Origin of the sequence: [Pantoea] beijingensis (assembly GCF_022647505.1) — a bacterium.
Lineage (GTDB): Bacteria > Pseudomonadota > Gammaproteobacteria > Enterobacterales > Enterobacteriaceae > Erwinia > Erwinia beijingensis.
In genome coordinates this window covers 1,761,117-1,776,309 of the sequence record NZ_CP071409.1, presented here as the reverse complement: position 1 = coordinate 1,776,309, position 15,193 = coordinate 1,761,117, and the positions used below count along the sequence as shown (strand labels likewise).

At 52.1% G+C, this 15,193-nt stretch carries 14 protein-coding genes; 3 read left to right on the top strand and 11 right to left on the bottom strand.

Going from position 1 to position 15,193, the window contains the following annotated elements:
* Window positions 1-69: 69 nt before the first annotated feature.
* Complete coding sequence (locus J1C60_RS07955) at window positions 70-1,212, top strand: MalY/PatB family protein (RefSeq protein ID WP_128174866.1); 1,143 nt, start codon at window positions 70-72, stop codon at window positions 1,210-1,212.
* Here J1C60_RS07955 and J1C60_RS07950 read toward each other — a convergent pair whose 3' ends face one another.
* Window positions 1,213-1,779: a VOC family protein gene (locus J1C60_RS07950; RefSeq protein WP_128174868.1), complete on the bottom strand. Its 567-nt coding sequence runs from the start codon at window positions 1,777-1,779 to the stop codon at window positions 1,213-1,215.
* 307 nt (window positions 1,780-2,086) lie between these two features.
* Between J1C60_RS07950 and J1C60_RS18620 the strand changes: the two genes are divergently transcribed.
* Both J1C60_RS18620 and argS read left to right on the top strand, forming a co-directional pair.
* On the top strand, window positions 2,087-2,209 hold the full coding sequence (locus J1C60_RS18620) for a hypothetical protein (protein WP_259393830.1): 123 nt from the start codon (window positions 2,087-2,089) through the stop codon (window positions 2,207-2,209).
* 297 nt (window positions 2,210-2,506) lie between these two features.
* Window positions 2,507-4,237: an arginine--tRNA ligase gene (gene argS, locus J1C60_RS07945; RefSeq protein ID WP_128174870.1), complete on the top strand. Its 1,731-nt coding sequence runs from the start codon at window positions 2,507-2,509 to the stop codon at window positions 4,235-4,237.
* Window positions 4,238-4,286: 49 nt separating this feature from the next.
* Here the strand turns inward: argS and flhE are convergent, their stop codons facing one another.
* From flhE to cheW, 10 genes are all read right to left on the bottom strand, one after another.
* Window positions 4,287-4,688 (bottom strand): flagellar protein FlhE, encoded by a 402-nt coding sequence (flhE, locus tag J1C60_RS07940; RefSeq protein ID WP_128174872.1) that lies wholly within the window; start codon window positions 4,686-4,688, stop codon window positions 4,287-4,289.
* Window positions 4,688-6,769: a flagellar biosynthesis protein FlhA gene (flhA, locus tag J1C60_RS07935; protein ID WP_128174873.1), complete on the bottom strand. Its 2,082-nt coding sequence runs from the start codon at window positions 6,767-6,769 to the stop codon at window positions 4,688-4,690. Before flhA ends, flhE begins: the two co-directional genes overlap by 1 nt.
* The gene (gene flhB, locus J1C60_RS07930) at window positions 6,762-7,913 is read right to left on the bottom strand and encodes a flagellar biosynthesis protein FlhB (RefSeq protein ID WP_128174875.1); all 1,152 of its coding nucleotides are present in this window, start codon (window positions 7,911-7,913) and stop codon (window positions 6,762-6,764) included. Before flhB ends, flhA begins: the two co-directional genes overlap by 8 nt.
* Window positions 7,914-8,142: 229 nt before the next feature.
* On the bottom strand, window positions 8,143-8,787 hold the full coding sequence (gene cheZ / locus J1C60_RS07925; protein ID WP_128174877.1) for a protein phosphatase CheZ: 645 nt from the start codon (window positions 8,785-8,787) through the stop codon (window positions 8,143-8,145).
* Window positions 8,788-8,796: 9 nt separating this feature from the next.
* The gene (cheY, locus tag J1C60_RS07920) at window positions 8,797-9,186 is read right to left on the bottom strand and encodes a chemotaxis response regulator CheY (protein ID WP_128174879.1); all 390 of its coding nucleotides are present in this window, start codon (window positions 9,184-9,186) and stop codon (window positions 8,797-8,799) included.
* 40 nt (window positions 9,187-9,226) lie between these two features.
* Window positions 9,227-10,276, bottom strand: coding sequence for a protein-glutamate methylesterase/protein-glutamine glutaminase (locus J1C60_RS07915; protein ID WP_128174881.1), 1,050 nt, complete (start codon window positions 10,274-10,276; stop codon window positions 9,227-9,229).
* On the bottom strand, window positions 10,273-11,148 hold the full coding sequence (gene cheR, locus J1C60_RS07910) for a protein-glutamate O-methyltransferase CheR (protein ID WP_128174883.1): 876 nt from the start codon (window positions 11,146-11,148) through the stop codon (window positions 10,273-10,275). The genes J1C60_RS07915 and cheR overlap by 4 nt, the downstream gene beginning before the upstream one ends.
* A gap of 26 nt (window positions 11,149-11,174) precedes the next feature.
* Entirely contained in the window at window positions 11,175-12,794 is a 1,620-nt protein-coding gene (locus tag J1C60_RS07905; protein WP_128174885.1) for a methyl-accepting chemotaxis protein, read from the bottom strand.
* Window positions 12,795-12,842: 48 nt separating this feature from the next.
* Window positions 12,843-14,522 carry a methyl-accepting chemotaxis protein gene (locus J1C60_RS07900; RefSeq protein ID WP_128174887.1) on the bottom strand — a complete coding sequence of 560 codons (1,680 nt, stop codon included), beginning with the start codon at window positions 14,520-14,522 and terminating at the stop codon, window positions 12,843-12,845.
* A 165-nt stretch (window positions 14,523-14,687) separates the two neighbouring features.
* Complete coding sequence (cheW, locus tag J1C60_RS07895) at window positions 14,688-15,185, bottom strand: chemotaxis protein CheW (RefSeq protein WP_128174889.1); 498 nt, start codon at window positions 15,183-15,185, stop codon at window positions 14,688-14,690.
* Window positions 15,186-15,193: the final 8 nt, after the last annotated feature.

Here is a 15,193-nt window from a genome sequence, read left to right as displayed (position 1 = left end):
GACTGCTGGCTGGTTGTTCATTTCTCGGGTAGGCTGGCATTACAGGTAATATTAACGGGATTTTTAATCATGGCACCCAATTTTGACCAACGGATAGACCGGGGTCACAGCGATAGTATTAAATGGAATAAATATGGCGACCGCGACGTACTGCCTCTGTGGGTCGCAGATACAGATTTTCGCTCACCAGACTGCATTATTGACGCGCTACAACAACGCATAAATCATGGCGTATTTGGTTATGGCGATACACCGCATGAGCTGATTGAGGTGGTTATTCAGCGTATGGCAGAGCGCTATAACTGGCAGGTTGAAGCGGACTGGATTGTCTTATTGCCGGGGGTTATCAGCGGGCTTAACCTCAGTGTTCGCGCTTTTACTTCACCGAACCAGGGAACGCTGGCCCCAACGCCAATTTATCCTCCATTTCGCCTCTCCGCCTCCTGGGCGCAGCGCAGCCAGTTGAATATACAGATGCATCTTGAGGCCGGTCGCTGGTTGATGGATTTGGCCGCCACTGAACAACAGCTCAGCGGTAACGAAAAACTTTTAATGTTGTGCAATCCACAAAATCCTGGCGGCACAGCCTATCGTCAGGAGGAGCTTGAAGCGCAATTACGCTTTGCTCAGCGCCATGATTTAATCGTCTGCTCGGATGAAATCCACTGTGATTTGTTGCTTGAGCCCGGTGCTCGCCATATTCCTTTTGCCGCTCTCAGTGAAGATGCCGCACAGCGATCCATCACCCTGACCTCTCCGTCAAAAACCTTTAATATCGCCGGTCTCGGTGCCTCCATCGCCATTATTCCTAATAAAGAACTGCGCCAGCGTTTCAATACCGCGCGTCAGGGCATCGTGCCGGGTGTTGATGTACTTGCGCTGGTCGCCGCCACGGCAGCATGGCGAGACGGGCAGAGCTGGCTCGACGCACAACTTGATTATCTGAGAGTTAACCGCGATATGCTGGTGGATGCCGTCAATGCCATGCCGGGATTAACCATGAGCTCACCCGAAGCGACCTATCTGGGTTGGATTGATGTGAAGAAACTGGCCCTCACTAATCCGGCGTCATTCTTTGAAGAGCATGGGCTCGGATTCTCGCCGGGCCGTGACTTTGGCGACGATGGTTTTATTCGCTTCAACTTTGGCTGCACGCGTGCCACGCTGCAGGAGGCTCTTCAGCGAATGACACGCGCGATTGCCAGCCTTTAGTTATTGATCCCGTTCGCTGGCAACAATTTCCTTCAGGCTCCAGGGATGGAACTTGATGGTTATATTTCCGTCCGTCACGGCCAGTGTCGGATTAGGTAAACGCTCGCCCTCACCCTTGGGTGAACGGGTCTTTACTGAAATGTGGCGTTGCGCGAGCCCCTCGTCTGATAACAATGCTAAAGCGCGCGCCCCCAGCGTTTCCGCCTCGCCTCGCAGCACAATTTCAACGTGTTCCCATCCTTCATGGCGATAAAGCGTATTTCCTGGCCAGGGGAGTTCAACGACGTTTAACTGCCACGGCCCCACGACTAATGGCTGAGCCAGCTCAAATAAGCAGATGGGGCGCCCCTTAATTTCATTTTCAGAAAACAGGGTGGCAATTTGGGACAAGCCTTGCTTCCACCGCTCTGCCGTTGTGTTTTGATGACAGCGTACGGAGATATGGTCCGCCTCCAGGGTGCTTAAATTTATCCCCAGGGTTTCAGCAAGATCGGTCAATGCCTGCTCAAAGCGAGGCAGATCATTTACCAGATCCTTTAACTCTCCGACTTGATTCCATAACAACATGGAGTCTCCTTATATTTACTTTACTTTTATTCATCAATGACAGCACCACTTTAGGTGAAGGGAGGCCATTTAATGGATTAAATACTCTGCTAACGTTATTTTTATTTATAAATATGCATTAATTACCCAATACATGTCTATTTTAGAGCGGTACGGCACAATTTTTGTTTTTATAAACAAAACACAACCTTTTGTTTATTATGATTTTTATGGATGAAATAAGGTAATTCCTAATTAAAGAGAGTTGATTGAATATTAACCAGCTTTCTTATAGGTTTGTTATTACCATCATATCAGGAATAGCAATATGCTTACGTTACTTATTATCGCAGTTCTGATTGCGCTGATGGCTTTCGCTGTTATTCGTCACGTGCAAGCACGTAATAGTAAAACGATTAACCACCCACACCGCCATCTTCGCCGCCGTTAAACGGCAGGTATACATACTGTTTCGTGTTAGACGGTAATATGCAAACGCATTACCTTGGCCGGGGAGTCGAGTCAGTTGATGCATTTGCCACAAAAAGGTGCGGGGATATTGGTTGAAACCTGCCCAGCCCATATTTCCGCGTTCCACGCCTACTGACGGCTTACAACAAATACAGTATACTTTTACCCTTCTTTTCCGCCGCGCTATGTACAACATCTTCTGATGCTGTCAGGTGCGGCGAGGACATTGGCCCGTTCTGTTCGTAGACGGGCTTTTTAAGCTTATTAAGGTAACTCGGTGAATATTCAGGCCCTTCTTTCAGAAAAAGTCAGTCAGGCGATGATCGCTGTCGGTGCGCCAGCAGAAAGCGAACCCCAGGTTCGCCAGTCGGCTAAAGTCCAGTTTGGTGATTACCAGGCAAACGGTATTATGGCCGTAGCAAAAAAACTAGGGCAACCACCACGACAACTGGCTGAGCAGGTGTTACAACATCTCGATCTGAATGGAATTGCCAGCAAAGTTGAAATCGCCGGACCTGGCTTCATCAATATTTTTCTCGACCATTACTGGCTCTCCCGGCAGATCGATCTCGCCGTGAGTTCACCACGTCTTGGCGTTGCGACACTTCCTCCACAAACGATAGTTATTGACTATTCGGCACCTAACGTTGCAAAAGAAATGCACGTCGGTCATGTACGTTCAACCATCATTGGTGACGCAGCGGCGCGTACTCATGAGTTCCTCGGACATAAGGTCATCCGAGCTAACCATGTGGGCGACTGGGGCACCCAGTTTGGTATGTTAATCGCGTTTCTGGAAAAGCAGCAGAACGAACAGCAGGGCGATATTGCCCTCGCCGATTTGGAAGGTTTTTATCGCGAAGCGAAAAAGGCCTACGATGAGGATGAAGACTTTGCACAACGGGCTCGTCATTATGTCGTCAAGCTACAGGGTGGCGACGAATATTGCCGCACCATGTGGAAAAAGCTGGTTGACATCACCATGACGCAGAACCAGAAAATTTATGACCGGTTAAACGTCACGCTCACCCGCAATGATGTGATGGGTGAAAGCCTTTATAACGATATGCTACCGGGTATCGTTGCTGACCTGAAAGCAAAAGGTTTAGCCGTTGAGAGTGAAGGCGCCACCGTGGTTTTCCTTGAGGAGTTCAAAAACAAGGAAGGTGAGCCGATGGGTGTCATCATTCAGAAAAAGGATGGCGGCTATCTTTACACCACCACAGACATCGCCTGTGCGAAGTACCGTTATGAAACGCTACACGCTGACCGCATCCTTTATTATATCGACTCGCGTCAACACCAGCATTTAATGCAGGCATGGACCATCGTGCGCAAAGCAGGTTATGTCCCTGACTCGGTACCGCTGGAACACCACATGTTTGGCATGATGCTGGGCAAAGATGGCCGTCCGTTTAAAACACGTTCTGGCGGCACCATTAAGCTCTCCGATCTGCTGGATGAGGCCGTTGAACGCGCGACTAAGCTGGTTGCTGATAAAAATCCTGAGATGCCAGCCGATGAACTTGCGGCGCTGGCGAATACCGTCGGCATTGGCGCGGTCAAATATGCTGATTTGTCCAAAAGCCGCACGACGGATTATATTTTCGACTGGGATAATATGCTGGCATTTGAGGGGAATACCGCGCCTTACATGCAGTATGCCTACACTCGCGTGCTTTCCGTGTTCCGTAAGGCCGGGATTGATTTATCCGGTGTGACTGGCGATACCAAAATTGGTGAAGAGCGTGAAGCAGCCTTAGCTACCCGACTATTGCAGTTTGAAGAGACGATCCTTCAGGTCGCCCGGGACGGCATGCCGCATATTATGTGCGCCTACTTGTATGACCTGGCAGGACTGTTCTCTGGTTTTTACGAACACTGCCCGATACTGACAGCTGACGATGAAACCATTCGCCAGAGCCGTCTGAAACTCGCTTTGCTAACGGCGAAGACACTGAAGCAAGGCCTTGATACGCTCGGTATCGAAACCGTCGAACGCATGTAATACCCGCGCCACGCAGGGGGGATCATTCGCCCCCTGCTCGCTCCTCAATTTACTGGTAATTCACCATAACTTGCTGGCTTAATACCCGAAATACTGGAAAAAGCCGTCCCGCACCTTCGATATAAAACACAAAATGTACATTGCCGCTGGCATCTGCATCGGCTAATCCTCGGGTCGCGCCGCTGGCTCCTTCAATCGTGACACAGCGCGTACCGGAACAGAGTTTTACCTGTAGTCCTGCTGGCGTGGGGCCGGTTAAACGATAGCGCCAGAAAACGTCAGTAATCTGACCACTCACTGTCTGAGATGGCGATAAACTCGCGGAAGAGGCCGAAACGCCGCGATAACTGATGGCTGGACCGCTACCACTGGCCTGCCATGCCCCCGCCGACGCAGACACCGCTCCCGGAAGCCCCAGTAGCCATACCATCGTCGCGACGCGCTTCAGCATCAATGTCCCCCAATGGTTGATGTCATGCGGATATCACGGTTGTCGGTCAGTTCAAGGTTCGACAGGACCATCAACTGTGGCAGATTCCGCCGCAGGAAGCGGGCCAGTAAAGCGCGAAGCGGGTGGTTGACGAGCAATACCGGCGGCGCGCCCAGTGTCTCCTGACGCTGTAATGCCAGCTGTGCCTGCTCCAGCAGCCGATCCGCAAGGCCTGGCTCTAACCCACCGCCGCCCTGTAATGCCTGCAGTAACAACCTTTCAAGCGCAGTATCCAATCCAATAACCTGAACTTCACCACTGCCCGGGAACCATTGCTGCGTAATTGCGCGTCCCAGCGCCACACGAACAACCGAAGTTAACTCGTGCGGATCGGTTTGTATCGGCGCATGCTCCGTCAGCGTTTCAATGATAGTGCGCATATCACGAATCGATACCCGTTCGGACAGCAGGTTTTGTAATACCTTGTGCAACGTTGTTAACGTCACGACACCCGGAACCAGATCTTCGGTTAATTTCGGCATTTCCTGACTAACACGATCCAGTAATTGCTGCGCTTCCTGACGACCAAAAAGCTCACTGGCGTATTGTCCAATCAGATGATTAAGGTGCGTTGCCACCACCGTACTGGCTTCCACCACGGTAAAGCCCTGAATTTGGGCCTGTTCTTTTAACACGCTATCGATCCAGACGGCGGCCAACCCAAACGCGGGATCGACAGTTACCTCACCCGGCAGCGAGCCCACGGCTGTGCCGGGATTGATCGCCATCCAGCGTCCCGGCCATGCATCGCCACTGCCAATTTCCACCCCTTTCATCAAAATGCGATAGCGAGCAGGCGGCAATTCCATATTGTCGCGAATATGGACCACCGGAGGTAAGAAACCCACTTCCTGGGCAAATTTTTTGCGAATACTGCGGATGCGTCCAAGTAGTTCGCCCTGCTGCTGGAAATCAACCATGGGGATCAAGCGATAGCCCACCTCCATCCCCAGCGAGTCCTCCAACTGCACGTCTGTCCAGGAGGCCTCAACTGAGGTCGCCGTTTCCTGAGGTTTTACCGCCATCTGCGTTATCGCCTTTGGTTTCATCTCTTTGCCACGGATATACCAGGCCAGCCCCAGCAGTGCCGCAGTAAATAGCAGGAATACCAGATTAGGCATTCCCGGTACCAGCCCCAGTAGCCCCAGAACTGCCGCACTTAACATCATGACTCGAGGGTTGTTGAACAGCTGCGTAACCATCTGTTCGCCCACGTCCTGATCGGTACTCACCCGTGTGACAATAACACCTGCCGCGGTCGAAATAACCAGCGCGGGAATTTGTGCCACCAGACCATCACCAATGGTCAACAGCGTATAGGTTTCTGCTGCATGGCTGAAATCCAGACCGTGCTGAATCACCCCAACCAGTAAGCCGCCAATAACGTTAATCACCATAATCATGATGCCAGCGATGGCGTCACCACGCACAAATTTACTGGCACCATCCATTGAACCGTAAAAATCCGCTTCCTGCGTAACTTCCGAACGACGCTTCTTCGCCTCATCTTCGCCGATCAATCCCGCATTGAGATCGGCATCTATTGCCATCTGTTTGCCTGGCATCCCATCAAGTACAAAGCGTGCGCCTACCTCTGCAATGCGCCCGGCCCCTTTAGTGATAACCATAAAGTTGATAATCACCAGGATAATGAAGACTACGATGCCGATCGCGAAATTCCCGCCCACCAGAAAATGGCCAAATGCTTCCACAACACGACCCGCGGCACCTGCCCCCGTATGCCCTTCCAGTAAAATAATGCGTGTAGAGGCGACGTTCAGTGCCAGACGAAGCAAGGTTGAAAACAGCAAAATCGTCGGAAAAGCGGCAAATTCCAGCGTACGCTGTGTGAACATTGCCACCAGCAACACCATGATTGACAAAGCAATATTGAAAGTGAATAGCAAATCGAGGATAAAGGGCGGCAGTGGCAACACCATCATCGATAAGATCATTAAGATCAGTACCGGCCCGGCAAGTACCTGCCATTGGGTATTTTTAAAATCACCCGGTAAGCGTAATAATGCGGCCAGATTAGCCATCAATTTTTTTCTCTCCAGCAAAATCCAGTGCTTCCGGCACCGGCAAATGTTCAGGTTTCTTCGGGATCAGGCCGCCTTCTACTTTCCAACGGCGCAACTGCCATACCCACGCCAGCACCTCCGCCACGGCGGCATAGAGCACGCCGGGAATCGCCTGACCAATATCACTATGCCGGTACAGCGCCCGAGCCAGCGGCGGTGCCTCCAACACCGGGATACGATGCTGCTGGCCAATTTCGCGGATACGCAACGCAATCTCACCCGCGCCTTTTGCCAGCACTTTCGGTGCGTTCATTTTCTTTTCGTCATACCGCAACGCGACTGAATAATGGGTCGGGTTGGTGACAATCACATCCGCTTTGGGCACATCTGCCATCATGCGCCGTCGTGCAGTCGCAAGCATCTGCTGGCGTATACGTCCTTTAACATGCGGATCACCCTCCTGCTGCTTAAATTCATCGCGAATTTCCTGCCGCGTCATGCGTAAGCCTTTAAAATAGCTATACAGCTGCCAGAACACATCAAAGCTGACCATTGGGATAAGCCCCATCAGAATCAGCAGACCGCATACCGCCAGGGTATTCAGTGCGTGACCCAGCGCGGTCAGCGGCGATTCGGTGATCAATCGCATAATCTCTGGCCAACGGTGCCACAGATATCCGCAGGTTACAGACGATACCAATACCGCCTTCAGAACAGCTTTCAGCAATTCAGCCCAGGCCTGGCCCGCAATCATCCGCTTCAGTCCCTTGAGTGGATTGAGTTTACCAATATCAAACTTGATGGCTTTACCGCTGAGCACCACGCCGCCCAGCATCATCGGCGCGGCGATAGCTACCAGCACAAGACCGCTCATAACAGGCAGCAGCGCCCACACGGCCTGTAGCAACAGGCTACTGATATGCCGGACGCTCTGTTTGTCATCGCTAATAATGCGGTGGTCAAATTGCAACCCTGAGGCGATCATGGCGGCCAGTTGGCGAGCCATCGGTTCGCCTCCCAACCACAAAATCATCAGACCGGTGAACAACATCAGCAGTGATGTCAATTCGCGCGAGCGCGGGATCTGCCCCTCCTCGCGTGCTTTCTCCAGCCGGTGGGGGGTGGGGGATTCTGTTTTTTCCTCATCACTGTCTTGAGCCACGACAGCCAACCTTCATACGCGGGATTTCAATCAGTAGCATGCCAAAACGAGAGCGCACTGATGGCGGGAGTAACAACGTAAAATGGCGGCTATTTTACGGATGGCAGATCTGCAGGCTATTTTGTCACGGCCAGAACCCCGCCCGATAACGCAATTAACAAACCTGCAGCCTGAAGTACAGCGGGTATATCGCTTTCATTTTGGAAGCGTTAAGCCTCCTGCCATGTGATTAAAAACCGAGGCTATCCAGCAAGTCATCGACCTGATCCTGGTTCGCCACGACGCCCGGGGCTGCGGCATTTACCTGCGGGCCATTCAGTAAACTATTGCCTTCCTGTTTCTGACGCGCCCCTGCTTCCGGCAGGTTCTCCAGAAGAACCATCAGTAGCTGACGTTCAATTTCCTGAATCACATCCATCATACGTTTAATCACCTGGCCGGTAAGATCCTGGAAATCCTGCGCCATCATGATTTCCAGCAATTGGCCATTAGTAAACGCGGTATGCACGGGGACGGATTCCAGATAACCTCGCGTATCTGAAACCAGGGAACGCGCATCAGCAAGGTCGATGGGATTTTCAAACCACTCATCCCAGCGGATTTTCAGCGCTTTGGCACCACTTTCAAGTTGTGTCTGACGAGGTTGTGAAGCCTCAACGCAGTTCAGTGCACGTTCGGCCGCTTGTGCCGTCATTTGTACCACATAATCAAGCCGGTCTCGGGCATCAGGGATAGCTTCTGCGGCTTCTGCAATCGCACGATCGAGCCCCAGCTCGCGGAGACTTTCACGTAGCATGCGCGTAAGAGAACCAATCCGCGAAATAATGTCATGGGCCGATGTGCCCTCAGGAGGGGATTTCGTAAGTTCGTTCATCACATCTCCTTACATACCCAGTTTTTCGAAAATTTTGCCTAACTTCTCTTCCAGCGTCGCGGCGGTAAAAGGCTTTACGACGTAGCCGCTGGCCCCCGCCTGCGCCGCGGCGATGATATTCTCTTTTTTCGCTTCCGCGGTTACCATCAGTACAGGTAGTTTGCTTAGGCCCGCATCGGCGCGAATCGTTTGCAGCAGTTCCAACCCATCGATGTTCGGCATGTTCCAGTCAGAGATAACAAAATCAAAACCACCAGCACGCAGTTTATTCAACGCATCAGCGCCATCTTCCGCCTCTTCAACATTATTGAATCCCAGCTCTTTCAAAAGGTTACGCACGATACGGCGCATTGTATTGAAATCATCTACTACCAAAAAACGCATATTGCTGTCAGCCATATCGACTCCTTCGTTGTCTCGTCCCGTAAACAGGTCTGGGTTATATTCGTAGCGCCTGCCCGGCGCTAATTTTCGCCAGCATATGCTGGCTGATTTGATGTAAATCCACGACTTCACTGGCTGCGCTGCGTGCTATCGCCTCACGCGGCATACCGAAAACAACACAGCTCGTTTCATTCTGTGCAATGGTCCAGGCTCCAGCGCGGTGCATTGCCAGCAGACCGTCCGCACCATCATTTCCCATACCGGTCAGGATGACACCGACGGCGTTACGTCCGGCAAACTGGGCTACAGAATGAAACAAAACATCCACCGACGGTTTATGACGGTTCACCGCCGGCCCGTCATTTAACCTCACCTGATAATTCGCACCGCTTCGGGCCAGTTCGAGGTGCATTCCGCCTGGCGCAATGTAGGCGTGTCCTGGCAATATACGCTCCCCTTCTTCCGCCTCTTTCACCGTTATTTGGCATAATTTATTCAGCCGTTCGGCGAAGGAGCGGGTAAACCCCGGCGGCATATGCTGTGTTATCAGTAAAGCCGGGCTGGTAGCCGGCAGCGGTTGTAATACATGACGAATCGCCTCTGTACCGCCGGTAGAAGCGCCAATAGCAATTAGCTTTTCACTACTTAGCAGCGGCCCGGCTTTTAGCAGCGCAGGTGCCGCCTGCATACCGCGAATATTCAGGCGCGCACGGGATGCAGTACGCACCTTATCGGCAATCATCTGGCTGTAAGCCAGCATGCCTTCACGAATTCCCAACTGTGGCTTAGTGACAAAGTCCACCGCACCTAACTCCAACGCACGCAGCGTCACTTCCGAACCTTTTCCAGTGAGTGACGAAACCATTACTACCGGCATAGGGCGCAATCGCATTAATTTCTCAAGAAAATCAAGGCCATCCATACGTGGCATTTCTACGTCCAGCGTCAACACCTGTGGATTAAATTGCTTGATCAAGTCTCTCGCGACCAGAGGATCCGGTGCCGTGGCCACCATTTCCATGTCAGGATGGCTGTTAATGATTTCTGTCATTAACTGTCGCATCAGCGCTGAATCATCAACGCACATGACTCTGATTTTACTCATGGCTTTTCCTTCGTCAGGCCATAGACCGTCTGACCACGCAACCAGAATTCTTTGCTGATTTGGCTAAAGTTTTCTGAATGCCCCGCAAACAGTAATCCGCCCGGTTTCAGCAAGGGAACAAAACGCCTTAATATAGATTCCTGTGTTTCTTTATCGAAATAAATCATTACGTTACGACAAAATATTGCATCAAACGGTCCAGGAATTTTCCACTCGGGCGCCAGCAAATTAAGCGGAGAAAAGCTCACCGCTCCCATCAATTCGCTGCGAACCCTTACCATGCCAGCATGTGGCCCGGTCCCGCGCAGGAAAAAACGCTGTAGCTGCTGTGGCGAAAGCGTACGCAGTTCCTCATGGCGGTAGACTCCCGCCATCGCCTTGTCCAGTACCTGAGTATCAATATCGCTGGCATGCACATGAAACTTACCTGCGCCACCGCCCAGCGTTTCCACCAGTGTCATCGCGATTGACCAGGGCTCTTCGCCCGTCGATGCCGCGGTACTCCATACGTTGTAGCTCCCCGTCCGCCGCAGCGCATGTTCTGCCAGAACAGGAAAATGATGCGCCTCACGAAAAAACGCCGTCAGGTTAGTGGTAAGCGCATTAATAAACGCCTGCCATTCTGCGCTATGAGGGTCGTGTTCAAGCAGTGCCAGATAACGACCAAAATCATCAATATTTAACATCCGTAATCTACGCACCAGCCGGTTGTAGACCATTTCACGCTTGTGGTCAGCCAGCACAATGCCCGCTCGCTGATAAATTAACTGACTGATACGGCGAAAATGCGTATCGGATAGCGGCAAACGCTGCACCATCTGCGACAGCAGCGTGGCGTTGTCTGACGGATTCAGCAACGTCGGTTTCTTCATCTAAAGGTCACCCGGCTAAGAACTGATTAAGAGGTTAAAACGGCGTCATTTTCCCTGGAACCTTGCGCGGCCACCGGGTGCGTGGACGGCGTGGCTAAAGTGGCATCAAGCGTAAATCTGGTGACAACCTGGTTCAAATTTTCAGCCTGGGCTTCAAGCGCATCGGTCGCCGAGGCTGCCTCTTCAACCAACGCGGCGTTCTGTTGTGTCACCTGGTCCATCTGGCTAACAGCCTGCGCAACCTGTTCAATACCGCGCCGTTGCTCGTCCGAAGCCGACGCAATTTCGCCCATGATGTCATTCACTCGCGCAACGGATTGCACAATCTCATTCATGGTTTCCCCCGCAGAGGCAACCAGAGCCGATCCGACATCCACCCGATTCACCGACTCTTCAATCAACAGTTTGATCTCTTTCGCCGCCTGTGCACTGCGCTGTGCAAGGTTGCGGACTTCACCCGCAACGACTGCAAAACCACGCCCCTGCTCACCCGCGCGTGCGGCTTCAACCGCCGCGTTAAGCGCCAGAATATTGGTTTGGAAAGCGATACCGTCAATGACGCTGGTGATATCACCGATTTTTTTCGAACTGGTGGCAATTTCGCTCATAGTCGACACTACATTACTGGTGAGTTTGCCGCCTTTGTGGGCGGTATTCGAAGCCTCACGCGCTAGCTGCGACGCCTGTCGGGCATTATCCGCATTCCCGGTAACGGTAGCCGTTAGCTGTTCCATACTGGCGGCAGTTTCAGCCAGCGAGGCGGCTTGTTGCTCGGTACGCGCTGATAAATCGTTATTCCCCGCCGCGATTTCACGAATGCCCACCTGCATCGATTGGCTACCGTCACGCACCTGCATCACGGTATCGGCCAGCTTATGCTGCATGTCATCAAGGTCGGCAAAAAGCAGCCCCATCTCATTGCGCCCGTTTGCATGAATCGTGCCGCCAAGGTTTCCGGCGGCAATGCGCGCAAAATGCTGGCGCATTTCCGCCAGCGGAGTAATAAACGCACGTTTCAGAAAATAGAGAGAAAGCAATGTCACCAAGAGCGATAACAATACGGCGGCGGCAAAAATCATCCTGGACTGCAGATAAAATTTGCCGCTGGCCTCTTCAGCGTGGGCCAGTAGCGCTTTAATATGCCTGTCCCAGCGGTTATAGCTCTGTTCAAACGCCTCTTGCGCCGGCTGCGTCGGCGCATCCAGAAAATCCTGCAGCTGATAATTTTGCAGGTAGACAATTAACTGCATCAGCTCATGGTGATAATTGCCATAGCTCGCTTTGATCTCTTTCGTTAATGCCACCCCTTCTGGCGTGAGAGGCGGGATGGACAGAAATTGGTTAAAGCGCGTATTGGCTGTATCCAACGCCTGTTGTGCAGTGCTTAGCAGAGCGGTGACCTGGTCGCGTGGCAGGCTTAAGGCCGCCCGGGTACCGGCACGGCTCAGCGTTACGCGCGCACTCAGCAATGCAACCCGGCTCTGACTCAACGCATCACGCTGCTGCCCGCCGATCTCTACCTGCCGTAAGTTATTCGCATCCAGCCGAAAAGAGTTAAACGACAGTCCGCTGCTCACAATCTGCATCAGACAGAACAGCCCAAGAATAAAAATCAACGTTCCTGAGATACGAATACGGCTAAACATCACAACCTCCAGGCTAAGCACGCCGTTATGCAGGGCGGCGATCACGGATTAAAACGTTTCCCAGTTCTCATCAGTGAGCGTTGCGACCTTCGTTTTCGGCGCAGCAATCGCTGATGCAGCGGCTGATGTTTTATGCGCTGTATACACATTAACGGCACGCGCGGCGGATTCTTTACGAATTCTGAATACGGCAACCGACTGTGTTAGCCGACTCGCCTGTTCTTCCAGCGCCGCAGCCGCGGCCGCAGACTGTTCAACCAGTGAAGCGTTTTGCTGCGTCACCCGATCCATTTCAGTAACCGCGAGGCCAACCTGGTCAATCCCCCGACTCTGTTCGTCCGACGCCGAAGCGATTTCCCCCATGATGTCGGTTACGCGTGTGACCGCGCTGACGATTTCGTTCATGGTTTCACCCGCGCTTTCAACCAGCACAGACCCGGTATCGACCCGGCTCACAGAGTCTTCAATCAGCGCTTTGATCTCTTTTGCCGCCTGCGCGCTGCGCTGCGCCAGATTTCGGACTTCCCCTGCCACCACAGCAAAGCCACGGCCCTGCTCTCCAGCACGCGCAGCCTCCACCGCAGCATTCAGTGCGAGAATGTTGGTCTGGAAGGCAATGCCATCTATTACGCTGATAATGTCTGCAATTTTTTGTGAGCTATTGGCAATATCACTCATCGTTTTGACGACGCCATCCACGACTTTCCCCCCTTTCAGGGCGGTGTCCGACGCGGTCAAAGCCAGTTGAGATGCCTGTCGCGCATTTTCCGCATTTTGTTTAACGGTGGCGGTAAGCTGTTCCATGCTGGCAGCCGTCTCTTCAAGAGACGCCGCCTGCTGTTCAGTACGAGATGAGAGGTCGTTATTCCCCGCTGAGATTTCACTGGCACCGGTATAAATTGCATCGGAGCCGTCGCGTACATCACTGACGGTTTTCACCAGCGCCTGCTGCATATCATGCAGACTACTCGCCAGTTGCCCCATCTCATTGTGCCCGTGCACCTCAATCGGCTGGGTAAGATCCCCGTTGGCAATATGCCGGATATGGTGCATCGTATTTTTTAGTGGGCGCAGCAGGATATGGTGCATGCCTATCCACACCAGCACGATGATGCTGAGCAGGATGAATAGCGTGATGCCCATGCTCCAGATGGCCCGTTGCCAGGAGGTTTGATTTTGTTGCGATCCTGCAGCAAACAGCTCGCCGGTCGTATTCAACCAGTTTGCATAAGCGCGCTCGAAGCCATCCTGATGTCCCTGAATTCCCGTACCTGTAAAGCCTTTCATATCACCAGCGGCCATTAAGGTTATTTGCTGACTGAGTGCATCATGGAGAATGCCATATTGCTCCTCCATATCCTTAATGTATCCCAGCGTTTTCACGTCTTCGGGCAGCTCATTGCGATATTGATTATGCTGTTGCTCTGCTTCAACAAGTTGTTTTTTAGCGAGTGTGATGAGATCCGAGCCGGTGACGTTACTTCCCGTCTGCTGTGCATTCAATGTGAAACGTATGCCCGCGCGGTTCAGTGTATTACGGGTTTGGATCAGCGCTATCCATGTCGCCGTCAGATTGCTCTGTTCTCGGCGCAGCATCTGAGTAAGAGTAAAATTCTCTTTGTCGCTCTGTAACGACTGGAAAAATATTCCGCCAGTAATCATCTGCAGCGAACCAAAAACAACCAGCACCAATATCAGACTGGTGACAACTTTCATACGCTTAAACATGGGAAACCCTTTTACGTGACCGATGCAGTGGTTATCGGCGCGAAAAATGAGATCTTTACCACGTTTATACGCTAAATAATGGTGCCTGCCGGGAAGGGAAAACGTGGTCGGTTAGTTGACCCGCCACGTTGTTGTATGCTGTGGGGAAGAGGGATAACTTGCGGCTCAGACGCTGCGCAAATTATCCATCAATGCCATTTCATCACTGCTTAGCAGCTTTTCAATGTCAACCAGAATTAACATGCGATCGCCTAATGCCCCCAACCCGGTCAAATACTCGGTAGAGAGGGTTACGGCGAATTCAGGGGCAGGCCGAATTTGCTCATGCGTTAGCGACAGAACATCGGAAACCCCATCCACGACGATTCCGACCACCCGCTGCGCGAGGTTCAATACAATCACCACGGTGTTGTCGTTGTACGCTATGTCAGGCTGCGCGAATTTAATACGCAGGTCGAGAATCGGTACAATCACACCGCGCAAATTCGTAACACCTTTAATAAACGCGGGCGTGTTGGCGATGCGTGTAACCTGATCGTAGCCACGGATCTCCTGTACTTTAAGAATATCAATCCCGTACTCTTCCTCTCCCAGCGTAAAGACTAAAAATTCTTGCCCTACGGTTTCACCTGCCAGTTTAGTGACGGTTGCCATTCCAGTCATAGATAACC